We start from the raw sequence: 17,805 nt of genomic DNA, 5'->3' as shown, positions 1-17,805 counted from the left end.
ATAAAAATAATCAAGCGTGTCGCTTATGGATATCGCAACTTCCTGAATTTTCGCTCAAGAATCTACATCATCCAAGGGCTGATTTTTGTTTAAGAAAGAGCGAAAAATAAAAAAGCGCTCAGGCAAGGATTTTTTCCTGCCTGAGCTCATTCACTCATTCAATTTGAACTCACCAATACTATTTGACGAAGAGCCGTTTTTTTGTGCGTTTTGAAGGTGTCGAGGATTTTATATGGATACGGTAGGATGAAACAAAAAGGCTCTTTGTCAAATGATGTTGTTTTGATCAAATCACACTTTAGGAAGTGCTTCGGCATTTCCTTTTTTGTGTTATTAAATGATTTCACAGATATTTTGCTGGATCAGAACGCGCATCCGAAGGTGACGGAAAGTCCGGAATCCAAATGCTATTCTTTTGATGACTTTGATAAGGTTGTTTTTTCCTTCTAGTTTTCCATTGGAATAGGGGGATTTTAAAGAGTTTGTGATGGCTTCTTTGTGCTTTATCAGGTAACGAATGGCTTTTTTAAAGCCAGCATTCATGGTATGTGGTAATTCTTCAATCAAATTGAAGAATTCGGTGGCATTTTTTGCATCAAAAGCAGCCAATAACTCTTGATAGATTTCGTAGCTTTGTCGTAGTTGGTCATCTATAGACAGTAGGTAATCAAGCACCTCGGATTCGGTTACGTATTTCCTTTGAAAGAGCGGAAATTGCTTGAAGGCGGTATAATTTAACTTTGTATTTTTCTTCAAAATCGTTCGCCAATACTTTTTCAACTTTCGGTAATCTTTTTGATCCTGTGGATCACTTTTCTTTAGCTGGTTCATTGCCTGAATTCGTTGATTATTGAAGGCGCGTGTAATTTGTTGGATGACGTGGAAGCGATCGATAGAGAGTCGCGCATTTAGAAAGACATCTTTAGTCACTGTATCGTAAGAGGCGTTCATATCCATCACAATGTGTGTGACTCGTTGCCTAACTTTTAAGGAAAATCGTTGGAAGTATACCCGTAATTTGAAGTTGCGTCGGTCATCTAGGATATCAAAGATTTTATCAGTGTCCGCATCGCTGATAATAAAACACATAGCGCCTTCACAATCACTCGTTCCTTTAAATTCATCAATTAGAAGATGTTTGGGAAGAGAATTGGGTTTTTTACGAGGTTCCTTAAAGAAGCTGTCTAAGAGACGCTCAACGGTTTTTGTGGAAACAAAATACCGCTGTGCAATATCCTTCATCGAAACCTTCTTTTTTAAATCCACAGCAATCGCAAATTTTAAGGCTTGCGAAATGTAACAATTTTCTGCTACATAGTAGGCTTTAGCAGAAAAAGTATGATGGCACTGGGTGCAACGAAACCGCTGTTTATACAGGTGTAGATAAGTGGGGACTTCTTGATACGGAAGCAATTGAATCCAACTTTCTTGATAGGCGTGGCGAATGACAGAATCCTCCCCACAATATTCACACCGATGCGCTTCTCCAGTTAATACGCCAGTAAATACATTGGCCATATGGCCATGGATGATTGCTTTACTAATCGCCTCTTCTGAAAAGGTAATATGTGAATCCTTGATATTCAGAATTTGTTTGATGGAAAGACTTGTCTTTTCATCCGTACATTTGATATTCTTAGCTATGGACATTTGGTTATCCTCCTATGATTGGGTTTGGCGATTTAATTATAGGACAGACAACCAAGTGTCTTTTTGTTATAAAAAAATATTTGGTGTCCTTACTCGTTTGAGAGTAACAACACCAAATATCATAGAACCAACAAAAAGTAATCGAAGAAGATATTCGAAATCAGCTTAAAGAAGATTACGTAGCAAATCAATTAACCCTGTTTGAAGAACATGATCTATTTACAGGAGAAAAAAATCGTAAAAGAAAGAACTAGAGTGAGCAGAGGAAGATTCGTTTAGAATCAGTGTGAAATAGTGGTGCGGGAGGGAGATTACTCAGAGGGCCTTTCAGGTCGTGACCGGTAAAAGAGGCTTCCAGCCACAGAGCAAACCACCCGTTTACACGGGTAGTTTTGATTGGCTCAATAAAAAAAGCCATGGCAAGGATACCTGCCAGGCGCAATCAATAATGGTTCAATTTAGGCTCTGCAATAGTTAAATTAATCAATGATATTCTTTGATCTTGAACTTCTGTGCCAAATAGCATACGTTCTACATTTACTTTTCCAAATCATCGATTTTCTTTTGAAGAATTTCCATTTGCTTCAGAAGTTCATCCAACTTTTCTTGGACGTGATCATCTTCCTTTTCTTCATCTTGTTTATTGAAATAATCAGTGATTGTAGAAGTGAGGAGACCGATAAAACCGATGCCTAGAAACATCAACAAAATGGCTGCAAATTTTCCAAGTGGACTGTGAGGGGAAATATCCCCATAGCCCACAGTTGTTACTGTAACCAGGGCCCACCAGAAGGAATCGATGAAGGGAGCGTTCTCAGCGTAAGAATACAAGGCTGCAGATAGGGTAATTAGAACAGCTGACGCATATAAAACTTTTGTGAAATTTCGTGTGTTCAGAAAGGTTAAAATATTTTTGGTAAGTTTTCCGGTAACCCCAACTAGTCTGCTTAAACGAGCGAAGCGGCTGATTCTTGCTATTCGGAAAATTCTAGCTACCCTGAAGAAAGAGAAAACGGCATCAAATGGAATAATTGCTAACAAGTCAAAAATATTAGCAACGAAAAAATTTCCTTTCTTATCAGCCTTTGCAAAGCGATAGAAATAATCGAAGGCAAAGACTATTAAAATCAGATTGTCGATGGTCATGAAAGGCTGCTGGGCTAAAGAGATGACAGAGGAAAAATCCAGTATCACCATTAGAATAGAGAGCATTGCCAGGATGACGATCACAATGTTGTAATTTTTTTTATTCATACGATCCCTCTTTTGGTAGATGAGCTTTGGCGACTTTTTCAAGAGTCGCTGGTCGGCGGATGTTTCTAACATCTGCCGGCCTATTTTTTTATTCAGAAAACGCCTGGCCTTATTTGGAAGTTCAGAGTATACAAAAAAATAACTTCCATCGATAAACGATGGAAGTTAATACCGGCGGCCGGGGTCGAACCGGCACGCCCTCAACGGGCACTGGATTTTGAGTCCAGCGCGTCTGCCAATTCCGCCACGCCGGCAAAATAACACAAACGATATATTTGTTTGTCACTTACTTAAAAGAGTATACCTGTCTTACAGTAATATTTCAATACTTTTTTTGATTTTTTTCAGAAATATTTTTTTCCTGAAGATCTAGTAAATCTCTGTTCATTTATATTTTACGAAAACCCTTGCATTCTACCATTTCGAGTTATATGATACTAATATATCAGTTTAAAGAAAGCATAGAGGTGGTTTCATGTTTATCCATGAAAATTTTTTATTAACGACGGAAATCGGTCAAGCACTCTATCATAAGACCGCGAAGAATTTGCCAATCATTGACTACCATTGTCACTTGGAACCAGCGCTTATTGCCGAAGATCATCGATTTACTTCGATTACGGATCTTTGGTTGGGTGGAGATCATTATAAATGGCGGGCGATGCGGGCCAATGGAATCCCAGAAGAATTAATCACTGGCTCAGGGTCGGACTGGGACAAATTTTTGGCCTGGGCTGAGACGGTGGAGCAGCTGTTAGGCAATCCGCTGTATCATTGGACACATCTGGAGTTAAAGGAATACTTCGGCATCACTGCGCTTTTAACTCGTGATTCCGCTCAAGAGATCTACGAAACCTGTAATCGAATGTTGGCAGAAAAAGCGTATACGACAAAAACGTTGATCAAACAGTCAGATGTTCGCTTTATTGGGACGACAGATGATCTTTTGAGTGATCTGAACTACCATAAAAAGATTCGTGAAACAGAGTCGTTTGTTGTGGCGCCTTCTTTTCGACCGGATCCGATCTTGAATATCCAGAAAGGGTTGGCCACTTATATTGACGCCTGTCGCAAGGTTAGTCACCAGTCACTTGTCACTTATCAAGAGCTGGCAGATTTTTTGGCAGAACGAGTGCAGTATTTCCATGAAAATGGCTGTATCATTTCCGATCATGGCTTCAATGAATTTCTTTACCAATCGGCCACTGACGAGGAGGTAGAAGCCATCTATCAAAAAGGGCTAAAGAATCTGCCTGTATCCCGTGAGGAAGTGGCTAAATGGCAGGGACGAATGATGACGGATCTGGGGCGGCAATACGCAAAATATGGCTGGACCATGCAGATTCATTTTGGGGCGGTTCGCAATGCCAACTCGCGTCTTTTCAGCGAATTGGGACCAGATATTGGTTGTGACTCGATTTTGGACCAAGGGGATGTCGCCGTGCATCTGAACGGCTTTTTAGATGCACTGGATGGAACGGATCAACTGCCGCAGACTATTCTTTATAACTTAAACCCAATGATTAACGACTTGGTGGCTACGACATGTGGAAACTTTCAACGAAACAATAAAGGAATCAAGAATAAAGTCCAGTTCGGCGCTGGTTGGTGGTTCAACGATACGTTTGACGGGATGTTGAAGCAGATGGATACATTGGCAAACCAAGGAATATTGATGAACTTCTTAGGCATGTTAACCGATTCCCGCAGTTTTATTTCCTATCCCCGCCATGATTATTTCCGCCGGATTCTTTGTGATTACATTGGAAAAAAAGTAGCCAGTGGTTGTTATCCGGCAGACATGAAGCTTTTGGAAAAAATGGTTACCAATATTTGTTATGAGAATGCTCGTACTTATTTCAACTTAGCCTAAGGGTGAGGGGAAAGTAGACAAATTCAGGAGGACGCATCATGAATTTAAACAAGGACATCTTTGTGCATAAAGAGCGGTTAACGGCGGAAGGCTTTTCGCTGCCGACCTACGAACCGGCTGTTGTGCAGGCGGCTACTTTCGAAGAGCCGATTTGGCTGCAGTTGGGTGCCGGCAATATTTTTCGAGGATTTTTGGGAAGTGTTACTCAACAATTGTTAAATAATCAAGTAATGGATAAAGGGATCATCGTGGCAGAGGGGTATGATTATGAGATTGTAGACCGGCTAGCTGCTTTTGATAACTTGACGGTGAATGTAACGCTGAAAAGCAATGGAGAAGTAGACAAGGAAATTCTTGCCAGTATTAGTGACTATCTGAAAATGGATACCGGCACTCCGGATTTCGCTCGTTTAAAGGCAATTCTGCGGGCGCCATCTTTACAAATGATCAGCTTGACCATTACTGAAAAAGGCTACAGCTTAACGGATAATCAGGGAGAGCTGACAGACGCGGTAGCAGAAGATTTTAAAAATGGCCCAGCAGCTCCTGTCAGCTATATGGGGAAAATTGCAGCACTGCTGTTTGAACGGTTCACAGCGGGGCAATTTCCCGTAGCGATGGTCAGTATGGACAACATGAGCCACAACGGAGAAAAACTGCAACAGGCTATGACCCGTTTTGCTAAAGAGTGGGTGAACAAAGGCACAGCTCCGCAAGGCTTTGCAGAGTATGTTACTTCTGGTGAAAAAGTGACCTTTCCTTGGTCGATGATTGATAAAATCACACCTCGTCCCGACCAGTCTGTGGAAAGGCTGCTGACGAAAGCCGGCCTTTCAGATATGGCGCCAAGTGAAACGGCTAAACATACGTTTGTCGCACCTTATGTCAATGGGGAAGAGACCCAGTACCTCGTGATTGAAGATGCGTTTCCCAATGGTCGTCCTCAGTTAGAGGAAGCTGGCGTGATTTTCACTGACCGTCAAACTGTCAATCAAGTTGAGACCATGAAGGTGACTACTTGCTTGAATCCGTTGCATACCGCACTGGCTATCTTTGGCTGCTTGTTAGGGTACACCTCGATTCATGAAGAAATGATGAATGCCGATTTAGTGGCTCTTATCAAAAAGCTTGGCTACGATGAAGGGCTGCCGGTAGTGGTAGATCCTAAGATTCTCGATCCTAAACGCTTTATCGATGAGGTCATTACGGTTCGTTTCCCGAATCCTTATATCCCCGACATACCTCAACGAATCGCAACAGATACTTCCCAAAAGCTGTCGGTGCGCTACGGCGAGACTCTAAAAGCCTATTTGCGTTCTGGCACGCTGTCGGTTACTCAATTACAGGTCATTCCCTTAGTATTTGCCGGGTGGCTACGGTATTTGACTGGAATCAATGATGATGGTACGCCGATGACTTTGAGTCCAGACCCGCTTTTGGATCAACTGACACCGTTGTTTGCTGACTTTGAACTTGGCGCACCGGTCAATATTGAAAAAATCAAAGCGCTTTTGTCAGATGAAAAGATTTTCGGGGTTGATCTAAATCAGATTGGACTGGCTGACACAGTATTCACCTTCTTTACAGAAATGTGCAGTAAAAAAGGTGCTGTGAAAGCTGTGATCAAAAAGGTTGCAACTTCTTGAAAAGCAAATAGTAGTTGGCGCTTGATGAGGTTCAATTACTCGTTCAAAAGTAAGGCTGTGCTTAGATAGACACGAATAATACGTGTTATAGCTGTCCGGAACGAATCTAAAATTTAAAAATACTTTCAGAGGTCTCTGAGTGTGTTCAAATCAACTTACAGAAATGAGGAAATGTTATGAAAATGTCCTTTCGCTGGTATGGCAGAGGCAATGATCCAATACCGCTGGAGTATGTCCGACAAATTTCAGGGGTCGAAGAGATTGTCTGGGCTTTGCATGATAAGGCAGCCGGGGAACTCTGGCACAACGAAGAAATCAAAGCTGAGATCGATTATATTGAAGCTCATGGTTTGAAAGCAACGATTGTCGAATCTGTCAACATTCACGAAGATATCAAGCTGGGGTTGCCGACACGGGATGCTTATATTGAAACTTACAAGGAGTGTCTGAAAAACCTGGCGGCAAACGGCGTCAAGGTTGTCTGCTACAATTTCATGCCGATTTTTGATTGGACGCGTACAGATATGTTTCATCCACTGCCGGACGGGTCAACCGCACTGTTTTTTGACAAAGCCAAGATTATGTCTGCCGATCCGCAAGAGCTGGTAGACATGGTGGAAAAAGAAAGCCATGGCTTGATGCTTCCTGGTTGGGAGCCAGAGCGACTGTCTCGAATCAAGGACCTCTTTGCTGCCTATGAAGGGTTTGACGATGATCGGTTACGAGAGAATTTCAAATACTTTATAGATGCGATCCTACCTACCTGTGAAGCCTATGATATCAAAATGGCGATCCATCCAGATGATCCTCCTTTTTCAATATTCGGTTTGCCGCGGCTGGTGAACAATGAAGACAATATTAAAAAGCTCTTAGCGGTCAATCCCAGTCTGTATAATGGGCTGACATTTTGTACCGGCTCATTGGGATCTGATCCTCAAAATGATGTGGTGGATTTGTTGAAGAAATTTGGCCAGCGCGTACATTTTATGCATGTTCGAAATGTACGGGTGGATTCCAATGGGGATTTCAGCGAGGTTTCTCATCGAAGCCAAGATGGTACAGTAGATATTACCAGAGTCATGAAAGTATTGTCGGATTCAGGTTTCGAAGGGTATATTCGACCGGATCATGGCCGACATGTCTTCGGTGAGAATGCCACCAACGTTCGTCCTGGTTACGGATTGTACGATCGAGCAATGGGCGCGATGTATTTGTTAGGCAGCTGGGATATGGCGCAAAGATTATAGTCATGAAAAAAACGTCGCAACTAGCGGGGAATAATCCCATCTGGTTGCGATGTTTTTATCGTAGTCTTTTATAAGTCGGCTAAAAAAATGTAGTGATCAGCTGAAAAAGCAAGTGTCCCCCAACGCCCCTTTTACATCAGCATAGCTTGCTAGAACCTCGTTTTTCGCAGCAGCGGCTGTTTGCCGGTCACAAATATCACAATAATCGATTTGAAATACGATTTTGCCGTTTGACAGTGCTTTAGCAACCCCGACGATATTACGATGGAAAGCAGCCGGTTTAACTTCATATTTTTTCCCCAAAACGATCTCTTTTTGCATGATTGGATAACCCCTTTACACTTTGTGATAATCAAATGGTAACATACCAATTTTAAATATGAAACAAAAACAACTGATTTTTAGCTGTTTTTATCTTGCCTATACAACTGTACCTTATAGAGTATTTCTTGAATTAGTTGAGTTTTATAACGCTTTCAAATTCAATGAAAAAGTCACTTGTCTAGCTGAGTTGTTTGGCTTTGTTAGACAACTCCTCGGTGCAACACTATTGGAAAAGGATGAAAGTCGTATCATTTTTGAAAAGGGAGCAGGGGCTTTTTCGAATCAAACCTCTGATAGCGTATTTCTATTGTGATTTTGATAAAATGGGTAAAAGAGCAGATGAGGTGAAATTATGACAGGACAAACATTAAAAACGATGTTCATGGGATTGACTGAAAGCCAGAAGCTGGAAGTCCGCGAATTTTATGAGCGGCATTTCGCTGAAGGTGGCAGTCCGGACTTTTTACCGATACTGGCCGACTTTTCTCAACAATTAGAAGAAACGGCGTCCCAAGTGGCGACAGGTGCGCGGTTGCAGATCAAAAGTTTTAGCGAGTACGGAAATGAAGCGCAGTTGTTAGCTGTCTATCAAAATCGCGCTGCTGAAGATCCTGAAGCTGCGAAGATAAAAGAACCCACTTATTTTATTACAGAAGAAGGAGAACGATTGATAGGTCCGCTGTTACCGTCATTAGCAGAGGAAATCATCCGCCTGCAAAACGAAATGGCCAATGATGAGTGGGATAAGAGCTTTTATCCAGATTTCAGCTATCTTCCGGGAGGCACCCCGCCAAAGCCTGCTGATTACAATGATATAGAAAAGTTTAAACAGGCTGAGGATGCTTATTTCTACGGTTATGCGATTGATTTTATGCCGACTGATCGCCTCGTTCATCTGCCATTGGAAATCACGGATGAAGATCAACAACACTTGTCACCGGCACTAATCATCGCTGACTTTCTTTATGAGAATTATTTTTTCGGTGGTGAAAATGTGACAGCCGTCAAACAGGCCCTTATAGCAGATGTACAAAAAAACGAAGCGACTGGTGAGCATTTGCTGAAAAAGTATGAAAATGATCAACAGCTGGATGACAAATTGGCTGCCTTTTTGGCTGCTGATTCAAATGAACGCAGCGAAGATATAACAGAGCCATGATGTAAGATGTAAAATAACGGATGCAAGAAACAAAAGAGCAGGATGATAAACACCAAGCCTCATGCTGCAAAAGGCGGCCGTATCTGGGAGCAAGCACTTCTCCAGAGGGTCACCGTTAATTTAAAATAGAAAAGGAGTAGTGCCTGATGGGGACGATTCGTGTGAGTGGAGAAGGTCGCGGGCAGAAAAAAGCGGATCAGGTTGAACTGACCTTGATTTTTAACACGACCAAGGCTGATTATGAACAGGCATATCAGCAAGCCACTGAGAAAATCAGTAGGCTAGAAGCAGAATTGACTGACTGTGGATTTAAGCAAGAAGAGATTGTGACACAGCGATTTTCAGTCAGCAGTGACTATGAATCTTTTAATGATGAGCAGGGTCGCTGGCAGCAGCGCTTCAAAGGATACCTGGTGAATCAAGTGCTACAATTGCAATTTACTTTTGAAAACGAACGCTTGCAAAAGGTGATTGCTGCAGTCGATCGTTCTGGTGGAAAACCAGAAGTACAGTTGAATTTTACAGTAGCAGAGTCAAAAAAATTTCAAAATGAACTGCTGCGTCAGGCAGTAGCAGATGCCACCGAAAAAGCAGTCGTCTTAGCTGCTGCTGCGGGTAAGCAGTTGGGAGAGCTGGCGACAATTAGCTATGGTCAGGGCAAGAGTGAGCTTACTTCTCAGACGGAAGTGACTCCGCGGCTGTCAGCTGCTGATAATGTGGTATTCAGCATGCCTGAGCTTCATCCAGCGGCCATCCAGAGCCATGTAACCGTAGAATGTGTGTGGCAACTCCAGGACTAAAGAGGATGGAATAAATTTAAAAGGTGCACCGGCGTAAATTTCGCTGTTAACCGCTCCCGATTGATTCGTTAATCGGACAGAGGCAGTCGAAATTCTACGTCAGTGCACCTTTTTTGCTGTTTAAATTTCAGGACAATAGCAGTTGATCATCTTTTAATTCAGTCCCGCTGTTCTGGTGGAAAAGAGCCATCAATTGCGGCACAGTCAGGTTTTTTTTCTTATCATGGGACAGATCAACGACGATTTGTCCTTGATGAAGCATGACCAGCCGATTGCCATAGCGAATGGCATCTTCCATATCGTGGGTTACCATAAAGGCCGTTAAGCTTTGTTCTTGAATCAGCTTTGTAGTTAATTCCATCACAGTTACAGAGGTTTTCGGATCCAAAGCAGCTGTGTGTTCATCCAATAAAATCAGTTCCGGTCGCTGCAAGGTCGCCATCAGCAGTGTGATGGCTTGGCGCTGTCCACCAGACAATAGGCCAATTTCCGCGCCTAAGCGATCTTCTAGGCCCAAGCCTAAACGGGCTAGTTGTTCTTTGAAAAAACCTCGATCTTTGGTTTTTACGCCATAACTAAAGCCCCGCTTTTGACCTCGCTTCATCGCCAAAGCCATGTTTTCTTCCACTGTTAGACGAACGGCAGTCCCCATCTTAGGATCCTGAAAGACGCGGCTGATGGCCTTTGAACGGCGGGTCACGGAATGACGAGTGATGTTTTCCCCATTTAGTAAAATTGTTCCTTGTTCAACAGGGATGGTGCCGGCAATGCTGTTTAATAAGGTGGATTTTCCGGCGCCGTTGCCACCAATAATAGTGATGAATTCACCTGGCTGCATCGTCAAATCAATGCCTTGCAGTACGTGATTTTCATTGACTGTTCCAGCTTCAAAGACCTGGTGTAAGGCGCTGATTTCCAATACAGGTATCATTTTTGTGCCCCTCCTTTAGCCGCCTTTTTAGTCGCAAAGCGGTTGCGGATTTGTGGTGTCGATAAGCAAACCACTAGAATCAATGCGCTGAACAATTTAATATCCTGTGGCTGAACATTAAACTCGAAAACGATTGCCAAAATAAAGCGGTAAATCACCGCCCCCAAGACGATGGTCAACATGCGGGGTAAAAGCGGCAAATTACGGAAAAGGACTTCGGCAATGATAATTGCAGCCAATCCAATGACAATGGTACCGACACCGGAATTCAGATCGGCATAACCGTTGTTTTGAGCCAATAGTGCACCGGACAGTGCAATGCAGCCATTTGAAAGCATGTAGCCGATCAGCTTCATCGTATCGGTATTGATTCCGTTGGCTTCGCTCATGGCATCGTTGTCGCCGGTAGCCCGGATAGCCAAGCCAATCTCCGTTTTGAAAAAGAAGTAGAGGAGCAGGATTATCAAAGCTGCAAAAATACAACCGACGGCAATCGCGGCATTGTTTTTGGACAAGCCCAAGTCTTCAAACCAGGTATAGACGCTGCTGTTGCCTAGTAAAGGAATATTAGGTGCGCCCATGATGCGATTTGTGACTGAATACAACCCGGTCATGGTGATGATCCCAGCTAACAGCGCGGGAATTTTTAGCTTTGTATGGAAGATTCCTGTGGTAAGACCTGCCAAAACCCCACCACCAAAAGCAAACAGGCAAGCCAGGTATGGCGAGCAGCCTTTTGTGATAGCCAGTGCAGCAATGCCTGCTCCTAATGGAAAGGTCCCTTCAGCAGTCAAGTCTGCGATATCCAAAATACGGTACGTCAAGAACACGCCGATAGCTAATAAAGACCACAAGACTCCCTGTGAAAAGGCCGATTGTAATAGAACCAGTATCGTTTCAACACTCATAAATATTCCCCAAATCTTTCAGATTTCGACCGGTAGTCGAGGTTGTTTTTTTTACTAAAGTAACAGTCGTACCGGTCGATATAATTATTTTGTTTGGCTGTGTTTATTTCGGTTGTTTGATGGTGTCCTTGTCAATGCCAAGTGCTTGTGCCATTTCATCATTGACCACCAAAGTAAAATCAGTGGCTGACTGGACCGGCATATCGGCGGGGGTGTTTTTGCCATCTAAAATCTCAGCGGCCATTTTTCCGGTGAGTTTACCCAGCGATTTGTAGTCAATCCCATAGGTGGCCAACGCACCACCTTCGACTTGTTCGACAGAACCGGTGATGACGGGTGTTTTGGTTTGTTTAGCGACATCACCCACCACAGGGGCTGCCGTTGCAAAGGTATTGTCAGTGGGGATGTAAATTCCTTCGACATCTTTGGCCAAACTAGTCATGACTTGTTGCACATCATTGGTGGTATTGGCAGTTAGTACTTTCGCATTGACACCAGCTTTTTTCAGGGCTTTTTCGGCTGCGTCCGCTTGAATTTTAGAGTTGGTTTCACCAGCATTGTAGGCAATACCGATTGTTTTCGCATCAGGCACGATAGACAAAAGCAAGTCGATTTGCTTTTCAACTGGGGCCCAGTCTGTGGTGCCGGTGACATTGCTCCCGGGTTTTTCGTTGCTGGCAACCAGTTTTGCTCCTGCCAAATCGGTAACTGCAGTCACTGTAATAGGCAAATCTTTGGTCTCATTGGCTAATGCTTGAGCTGCCGGTGTCGCAATTGCCAATAATACGTCGGGTTTTGCCTTGACCAGTTTTTCACTCATGGATTTCAGATTGGCCTGATCGTTTTGGGCATTTTGATAATCCAGTTGAATCTTGTCTTCCGGGTAGCCGTTTTCTGCTAAGCCTTCCAAAAAACCTTCGTAGGATGCATCAAGAGAGGCATGAGCCACCAATTGCAAGACGCCAACCTTTTTCTTTCCATCGTCAGCTGCTGCATTGCTGCTGTCGCTAGCAGAAGTAGCATTTCCGCAGGCGCTGATACTTAACAAACAAACTGCCAACAGTGTTGCTCTTGTCCACTTTTTCATTTTCATTTTTCATTCCCCCGTGTCTGGTATTCTTGCCCTCATAAAAGCTACCCAACATTTTTCCTCGACCATCCGCGGCGTCTTGTGCCATGTCCCAATAGACAAAAAAACCATTCAGCATTTGCCAAATGGGGCGTCTCACTACAATCACTCCGGCAAACCTTTCAGGTGTATTCATCTGGATGAGCCAAAACTGCGATGAATGATGGTGATTGGTGCAGATCCGGTCAACGGTTCCAAGGCGGCTGGGTGTCACTATTTTTGAAAGCAAAATTGCATCTTTGAAAGAAAACTGGATATTTTATCAAAATTTCAAAGATATTTTTTAAATTATACAGGAATTCAAGTGAATAAGTCAATCTGATTTTGCAATTTTCTGAATAATGGTGCGGTTTTAAACAGAAAAGGGAGGGAAATAGGGGCGGCAGAAATCAAGAAAAGGTTACTATGAAAGGAAAGAAAAAGAAAAAAGAAAAAAAAGCCACTAAGAAGCGGTAAAATCGCGAAAAAACAGCGATTTTACCGCACCGTTTGTAATGACTTTTTAGGAAGGGTGGTTTATTCCTGCGGTTGGGGGAGAAAGACGGTGAAGCAAGTTTTGTGTTCGGGCAAGAGCTCGGCTTGGACACGACCGTCATGAAGTTGAAGAATTTCTCGTACCAAAGCCAGGCCTAAGCCGTTGCCAGCGGTTTTGCGACTGGTGTCCCCTTGATAAAATTTGTCGAAAATCCGTTTTAATTCGGTTTCCGGGATGGCTGTCCCGCGGTCGGTAAAACGGATGACTAATGCTTTGTCAGTGTCGCACAAAGTTACCGTAACGGTTTCTTTGGGATTAGAGTACTTGATCGCATTGTCCATTAAATTTAACCAGACTTGGTACAAGAGCTCTTCGTTTCCGACGTAGTTTGTTTTAGGTAAATGCAGATCCAAGTCCAGCTGCTTTTCTTCCCAGCGGGGTTGTAAAAACAAGAGAACTTCTCGAATCTGCTCATCGATTCGGAAGGATTCTTTTTCAATGGGCAGGTTTTGAGTTTCGAGTTTTGTTAAGCGCAGGATATTGTCACTGAGATTTGCCAGCTGTTGGGTTCCTTCAAGGATGCGGTGATAGTAGTCGGCTTTTTCAGATTGGCTGAGGCTACCGTGTTGCAGCAATTGAATATACCCTTGAATCGTGGCAATGGGTGTTTTGAATTCATGGGAAACATTGGCAACGAAATCGTTGCGCAAGGTTTCAGTGCTGCTGAGTTCAGCCACCATGACATTGAAATCGGCGAACAAATTTTGGATTTCTTCGATTTTCTGATCGGAATCGGCTTGCACAGTGAAGTCTCCGGAAGCGACTTTATTCATTTTTTCTGAGAGCTCTCTGACAGGAGCTAAGATTCGACGGCCAACAACTGCTGAAGAACCGGTTCCTACCAATACGCTGAAGGCTAGAAGAATGAAAATAATGAATAGGTGATTGTCTCCACGGGGTTGAATCAATCCTTGACGAGACAAGAAAAGAATCAGGGTTCCCATCAGAATAGAAAAGAAGACCAAGGCCAAAAAGACGAGACAGGAAAAATAGATCCACAGCTTAGAATAAATTTTATGCTTCATAGGTGAGCACCGCCTTATAGCCAAGACCTCGGATGGTAACAATATTAAAATCGGGGTTGCGTTGCAGCTGTTCTCTCAAGCGCTTGATATGGACATCCACTGTGCGCTCATCGCTTTGGTTGTCTAGTCCCCATAATTCAGCCATCAGTTGTTGACGGGTAAAAATTTTATTGGGATAGCTCAGTAATTTATACAGCAGTTGAAATTCCTTGTTCCGTAGCCAAAGAACTTCTTTTTCGCGTGTCAAAGTCAGCTCTTGTTGGTTTAAGGTTGTCTTGCCAACTGTCAGTTCTTGCTCGTGGGCGATCTTGGCACGGCGTAAAAGAGCCTCAACCCGCAGCAACATCTCCTCCAAGTTGACCGGTTTCACCATGTAATCATCGGCTCCCAGACGAAAGCCGTGTTTTTTATCAGCGAAACTGTCTTTGGCAGTAATCACTAAAATCGGCAAATCGTAGCCGCTTTGCCGAATCAAATGAGTAAACTGGAAACCATCCATTTCCGGCATCATAATATCGGTGATGACCAGATCAATATGATGGTCCTCCAGTTTAGTCAATGCCTGTTCTCCATTTTCAGCAGTAACCACTTGAAAATGGTGGTCGGTCAAGACTCGCTCATATAAACGACTCAAGTTTGGCTCGTCTTCGATTACCAGAATCTTGTTCATAAGTGTACTCCTTAGAAAAAATTTGCTACTCATTTTGTTACTCAGAGTTTAGCATTTTTACCGGTTATGATACAAGTTCATGAAAATCGCTTGGATTTCATTTTCAGTTCATAAAAGGATGATATGCTGTTCCTGTTAATGAGGAGAGCATTATCTCCGAAAAAATCCGCAGATTGTGGGATAATTTCTGTGACATGAACCGTTGTGAAGACAGCTGGATTGCGACAACTTAGCAGAATATGGATCCGCGGCAAGAAGAAAAACAGGAGGGATCACATGCTGGAATTAAAGGATATTAAAAAGTATTATACGGTAGGAGAAACTACCACTAAAGCATTGGACGGTGTTTCCGTTGCTTTTCGTAAACAGGAATTTGTAGCCATTTTGGGCCCTAGTGGTTCCGGGAAAACGACAATGTTAAATGTCATCGGTGGCTTGGACAACTATGATTCAGGTGACATGGTCATCAATGGCAAGTCCACCAAAACATTTAAAGACAGTGATTGGGATGCTTACCGCAACAACTCCATCGGCTTTGTTTTCCAAAGCTACAATTTGATTAGCCATTTGGGGATTATTGACAATGTTGAGTTGGGGATGACCCTGAGCGGTGTCTCAAAAGAAGAAAAAACACGGCGGGCAGAAGATGCCTTGACCAGAGTCGGCTTAAAAGACCATATGCATAAAAAGCCGAATCAGCTTTCCGGTGGGCAGATGCAGCGGGTAGCTATCGCACGGGCACTGGCCAATGATCCAGATATCTTATTATGTGATGAGCCTACTGGTGCTTTGGATTCTGAAACGAGCCTTCAGATTATGGAACTAATCCAAGAGCTTTCCCGGGAAAAATTGGTAATCATGGTTACCCACAATCCACAGCTGGCGCACCAATATGCGGATCGAATTATTGAGTTTGCTGATGGACAGATTCGTCACGACTCCAATCCTCATAAAGAGCGGCCAAAACCAGACATGTTCAATCTGAAGCATACTAAAATGAAATTTACTACGGCTCTTCATCTGTCTTTCAATAATATTCGTACCAAAAAAGGCCGAACGTTTCTGACCGCTTTTGCCTCCAGTATCGGGATCATCGGAATTGCTATCGTCTTGTCCTTGTCAAATGGTTTCCAAAAGCAGATTGATACGACTCAGGCTGAAACTTTGGCAAAATTCCCTATCACTGTTTCCAAGATTACCACCGAAGAGGACCGTCAGACGATGACAGGGGACTCCTCGCAAGCTGACTTCCCGAAAGAAAAAACCATCACTGCTAAAACCAGTGCTGCAGACCAGGCACAGCACATCAATAAATTGGATCAGTCTTATGTGGATTACATCAATGATATCGATCCTGAGCTGTCTAATAATATTGGCTATACCCGCTTAGTGAATTTGAATTTGATGCGAGAAGTAGACGGCAAAGCCCAAAATGTTAAACTGTCTAACGATTCTCCGGACAATCCGGATACCGGCTCCATGATGTCCATGATGTCTTCTGTAACCGGTGTCGGCGTCTCCTCATTTCCGAAGCAGTTGCAAAAAGACGGCACCAACTTTTTGAAAGATAACTATTCGCTTTTGGCAGGCAGCTATCCGGAAAAAGACACTGATTTGGTATTAGTGGTGGATAAAAACAACAATACCAATATCAACGGTTTGAAAAATCTCGGATTTGATGTCAAAGACGGAGAAGAACTGTCTTTTGATGAGCTGATAGGAACTAAGCTAAAACTGATTTACAATGATGCATACTATACACAGTTACCTACAGGAAACTTTATGCCTAACCAGGATTTGGAAGCTGTTTACCAAAACGAGAACAATGAAGAGCTGACAATTTCCGGGATTCTACGAGTTAAATCTTCGGCAACCATGGACCTTTTGGCACCAGGGATTGCCTATAGCGACAGTTTGGCACAACAAGTCATTAAAACCAACCAAGACTCAGCAATTGTCAAAGCACAAAAAGACAGTGATGTGAATGTCATGTCTAACGAAAAATTGGATCAGACAGCCAAAGACAATCTGTTGGATTATCTGGGGGCTAGCGGTATTCCTTATTCCATGATGATTTATCCTAACAACTTCAAGGATAAAGATAAGATTTTGGACTATCTGGATGCTTGGAACAAAGGCAAATCAAAAGCAGATAAAATCGTTTATTCAGATTTAGCTGGAACGATGACTGAGTTGACTGGTGGCTTGATGGACGCGATTACCTATGTGTTGGTAGCTTTTGCTGGTATCTCACTTGTCACCAGTATGATTATGATTGCCATCATCACTTATACGTCAGTCATTGAGCGTACAAAGGAAATTGGCGTCTTGAAAGCTTTGGGGGCTCGGAAAAAAGACATCACGCGGGTCTTTGATGCAGAGACAGCGATTTTGGGTGTCTTCTCCGGTACGTTGGGTGTAGTGATTGCGTATCTGGCGACGTTCCCTATCAATTCTATAATTTATAAATTGACGGAGCTAAAAAATGTGGCACAGTTGGATATTGGACATGCAGTAATCCTAGTGATTATTTCAACAGTTCTGACGATCATGGGTGGACACATTCCCGCACGAATGGCTGCTAAAAAAGATGCGGCCATTGCCTTGCGAGCAGATTAGAAGTTTAGAAGCAGACAGTTTTCTCATTCGAGGAA

15 protein-coding genes, 1 tRNA gene and 1 pseudogene are annotated in these 17,805 nt (G+C 43.1%); 8 read left to right on the top strand and 9 right to left on the bottom strand.

The features are described from left to right. Positions 1-333: 333 nt before the first annotated feature. Positions 334-1,650 carry an ISL3 family transposase gene (locus tag ACOMA8_RS13575; protein WP_421371419.1) on the bottom strand — a complete coding sequence of 439 codons (1,317 nt, stop codon included), beginning with the start codon at positions 1,648-1,650 and terminating at the stop codon, positions 334-336. A gap of 140 nt (positions 1,651-1,790) precedes the next feature. On the opposite strand from ACOMA8_RS13575, the pseudogene ACOMA8_RS13570 reads away from it, so the two are divergent. Continuing rightward, a pseudogene (locus ACOMA8_RS13570) lies at positions 1,791-1,904 on the top strand (IS200/IS605 family transposase); the annotation flags it as partial. A 283-nt stretch (positions 1,905-2,187) separates the two neighbouring features. Here ACOMA8_RS13570 and ACOMA8_RS13565 read toward each other — a convergent pair. Together ACOMA8_RS13565 and ACOMA8_RS13560 are read right to left on the bottom strand one after the other, a co-directional pair. Continuing rightward, the gene (locus tag ACOMA8_RS13565) at positions 2,188-2,904 is read right to left on the bottom strand and encodes a potassium channel family protein (protein WP_421371417.1); all 717 of its coding nucleotides are present in this window, start codon (positions 2,902-2,904) and stop codon (positions 2,188-2,190) included. 169 nt (positions 2,905-3,073) lie between these two features. Then, positions 3,074-3,158: transfer RNA gene (locus tag ACOMA8_RS13560), tRNA-Leu, on the bottom strand. Between the two features lie 221 nt (positions 3,159-3,379). On the opposite strand from ACOMA8_RS13560, the gene uxaC reads away from it, so the two are divergent. The 3 genes from uxaC (at position 3,380) to uxuA (ending at position 7,670) form a co-directional block, all read left to right on the top strand. Continuing rightward, the gene (gene uxaC, locus ACOMA8_RS13555; RefSeq protein ID WP_421371415.1) at positions 3,380-4,777 is read left to right on the top strand and encodes a glucuronate isomerase; all 1,398 of its coding nucleotides are present in this window, start codon (positions 3,380-3,382) and stop codon (positions 4,775-4,777) included. A gap of 38 nt (positions 4,778-4,815) precedes the next feature. Beyond that, on the top strand, positions 4,816-6,423 hold the full coding sequence (locus ACOMA8_RS13550) for a mannitol dehydrogenase family protein (protein ID WP_421371412.1): 1,608 nt from the start codon (positions 4,816-4,818) through the stop codon (positions 6,421-6,423). A gap of 176 nt (positions 6,424-6,599) precedes the next feature. Then, entirely contained in the window at positions 6,600-7,670 is a 1,071-nt protein-coding gene (gene uxuA / locus ACOMA8_RS13545) for a mannonate dehydratase (RefSeq protein ID WP_421371410.1), read from the top strand. Between the two features lie 96 nt (positions 7,671-7,766). Here the strand turns inward: uxuA and ACOMA8_RS13540 are convergent, their stop codons facing one another. After that, positions 7,767-7,991 carry a hypothetical protein gene (locus ACOMA8_RS13540; RefSeq protein ID WP_161900447.1) on the bottom strand — a complete coding sequence of 75 codons (225 nt, stop codon included), beginning with the start codon at positions 7,989-7,991 and terminating at the stop codon, positions 7,767-7,769. Between the two features lie 58 nt (positions 7,992-8,049). Between ACOMA8_RS13540 and ACOMA8_RS13535 the strand changes: the two genes are divergently transcribed. From ACOMA8_RS13535 to ACOMA8_RS13525, 3 genes are all read left to right on the top strand, one after another. Further along, a complete protein-coding gene (locus tag ACOMA8_RS13535) occupies positions 8,050-8,307 on the top strand; it encodes a hypothetical protein (protein WP_421371407.1) in 258 nt (85 codons plus the stop codon). Positions 8,308-8,346: 39 nt separating this feature from the next. Next, on the top strand, positions 8,347-9,153 hold the full coding sequence (locus ACOMA8_RS13530; protein ID WP_421371405.1) for a hypothetical protein: 807 nt from the start codon (positions 8,347-8,349) through the stop codon (positions 9,151-9,153). A 146-nt stretch (positions 9,154-9,299) separates the two neighbouring features. Then, a complete protein-coding gene (locus ACOMA8_RS13525; RefSeq protein ID WP_421371402.1) occupies positions 9,300-9,953 on the top strand; it encodes an SIMPL domain-containing protein in 654 nt (217 codons plus the stop codon). 127 nt (positions 9,954-10,080) lie between these two features. Here the strand turns inward: ACOMA8_RS13525 and ACOMA8_RS13520 are convergent, their stop codons facing one another. The 5 genes from ACOMA8_RS13520 to ACOMA8_RS13500 form a co-directional block, all read right to left on the bottom strand. Beyond that, positions 10,081-10,884, bottom strand: a complete 804-nt coding sequence (locus ACOMA8_RS13520) for an ABC transporter ATP-binding protein (RefSeq protein WP_421371399.1) — start codon at positions 10,882-10,884, stop codon at positions 10,081-10,083. Continuing rightward, positions 10,881-11,792 carry an ABC transporter permease gene (locus ACOMA8_RS13515; RefSeq protein WP_161900452.1) on the bottom strand — a complete coding sequence of 304 codons (912 nt, stop codon included), beginning with the start codon at positions 11,790-11,792 and terminating at the stop codon, positions 10,881-10,883. The genes ACOMA8_RS13520 and ACOMA8_RS13515 overlap by 4 nt, the downstream gene beginning before the upstream one ends. A 103-nt stretch (positions 11,793-11,895) precedes the next feature. Further along, positions 11,896-12,885 (bottom strand): ABC transporter substrate-binding protein, encoded by a 990-nt coding sequence (locus tag ACOMA8_RS13510; RefSeq protein WP_421371397.1) that lies wholly within the window; start codon positions 12,883-12,885, stop codon positions 11,896-11,898. Positions 12,886-13,437: 552 nt separating this feature from the next. Continuing rightward, the gene (locus tag ACOMA8_RS13505; protein ID WP_421371395.1) at positions 13,438-14,481 is read right to left on the bottom strand and encodes a HAMP domain-containing sensor histidine kinase; all 1,044 of its coding nucleotides are present in this window, start codon (positions 14,479-14,481) and stop codon (positions 13,438-13,440) included. Further along, a complete protein-coding gene (locus ACOMA8_RS13500; protein ID WP_421371393.1) occupies positions 14,471-15,151 on the bottom strand; it encodes a response regulator transcription factor in 681 nt (226 codons plus the stop codon). The genes ACOMA8_RS13505 and ACOMA8_RS13500 overlap by 11 nt, the downstream gene beginning before the upstream one ends. A gap of 276 nt (positions 15,152-15,427) precedes the next feature. On the opposite strand from ACOMA8_RS13500, the gene ACOMA8_RS13495 reads away from it, so the two are divergent. Next, complete coding sequence (locus ACOMA8_RS13495) at positions 15,428-17,770, top strand: ABC transporter ATP-binding protein/permease (RefSeq protein WP_421371391.1); 2,343 nt, start codon at positions 15,428-15,430, stop codon at positions 17,768-17,770. The last annotated feature ends 35 nt before the right edge of the window (positions 17,771-17,805 follow it).

This window comes from Enterococcus infantis (assembly GCF_049166715.1).
Classification (GTDB): domain Bacteria; phylum Bacillota; class Bacilli; order Lactobacillales; family Enterococcaceae; genus Enterococcus_C; species Enterococcus_C leclercqii.
Note: the sequence above shows the minus strand (reverse complement) of the source record. Positions and strands in the feature narration are given on the sequence as shown.

What these genes read in the sequence shown, in the direction of transcription:
- ACOMA8_RS13565 (WP_421371417.1), bottom strand. Translation starts at nt 2,904, where the DNA reads ATGAATAAAAAAAATTACAACATTGTGATCGTCATCCTGGCAATGCTC.
- ACOMA8_RS13510 (WP_421371397.1), bottom strand. Translation starts at nt 12,885, where the DNA reads ATGAAAATGAAAAAGTGGACAAGAGCAACACTGTTGGCAGTTTGTTTG.
- ACOMA8_RS13525 (WP_421371402.1), top strand. Translation starts at nt 9,300, where the DNA reads ATGGGGACGATTCGTGTGAGTGGAGAAGGTCGCGGGCAGAAAAAAGCG.
- ACOMA8_RS13520 (WP_421371399.1), bottom strand. Translation starts at nt 10,884, where the DNA reads ATGATACCTGTATTGGAAATCAGCGCCTTACACCAGGTCTTTGAAGCT.
- ACOMA8_RS13515 (WP_161900452.1), bottom strand. Translation starts at nt 11,792, where the DNA reads ATGAGTGTTGAAACGATACTGGTTCTATTACAATCGGCCTTTTCACAG.
- ACOMA8_RS13500 (WP_421371393.1), bottom strand. Translation starts at nt 15,151, where the DNA reads ATGAACAAGATTCTGGTAATCGAAGACGAGCCAAACTTGAGTCGTTTA.
- ACOMA8_RS13540 (WP_161900447.1), bottom strand. Translation starts at nt 7,991, where the DNA reads ATGCAAAAAGAGATCGTTTTGGGGAAAAAATATGAAGTTAAACCGGCT.
- ACOMA8_RS13535 (WP_421371407.1), top strand. Translation starts at nt 8,050, where the DNA reads ATGAAACAAAAACAACTGATTTTTAGCTGTTTTTATCTTGCCTATACA.
- uxaC (WP_421371415.1), top strand. Translation starts at nt 3,380, where the DNA reads ATGTTTATCCATGAAAATTTTTTATTAACGACGGAAATCGGTCAAGCA.
- ACOMA8_RS13550 (WP_421371412.1), top strand. Translation starts at nt 4,816, where the DNA reads ATGAATTTAAACAAGGACATCTTTGTGCATAAAGAGCGGTTAACGGCG.
- ACOMA8_RS13575 (WP_421371419.1), bottom strand. Translation starts at nt 1,650, where the DNA reads ATGTCCATAGCTAAGAATATCAAATGTACGGATGAAAAGACAAGTCTT.
- ACOMA8_RS13530 (WP_421371405.1), top strand. Translation starts at nt 8,347, where the DNA reads ATGACAGGACAAACATTAAAAACGATGTTCATGGGATTGACTGAAAGC.
- uxuA (WP_421371410.1), top strand. Translation starts at nt 6,600, where the DNA reads ATGAAAATGTCCTTTCGCTGGTATGGCAGAGGCAATGATCCAATACCG.
- ACOMA8_RS13505 (WP_421371395.1), bottom strand. Translation starts at nt 14,481, where the DNA reads ATGAAGCATAAAATTTATTCTAAGCTGTGGATCTATTTTTCCTGTCTC.
- ACOMA8_RS13495 (WP_421371391.1), top strand. Translation starts at nt 15,428, where the DNA reads ATGCTGGAATTAAAGGATATTAAAAAGTATTATACGGTAGGAGAAACT.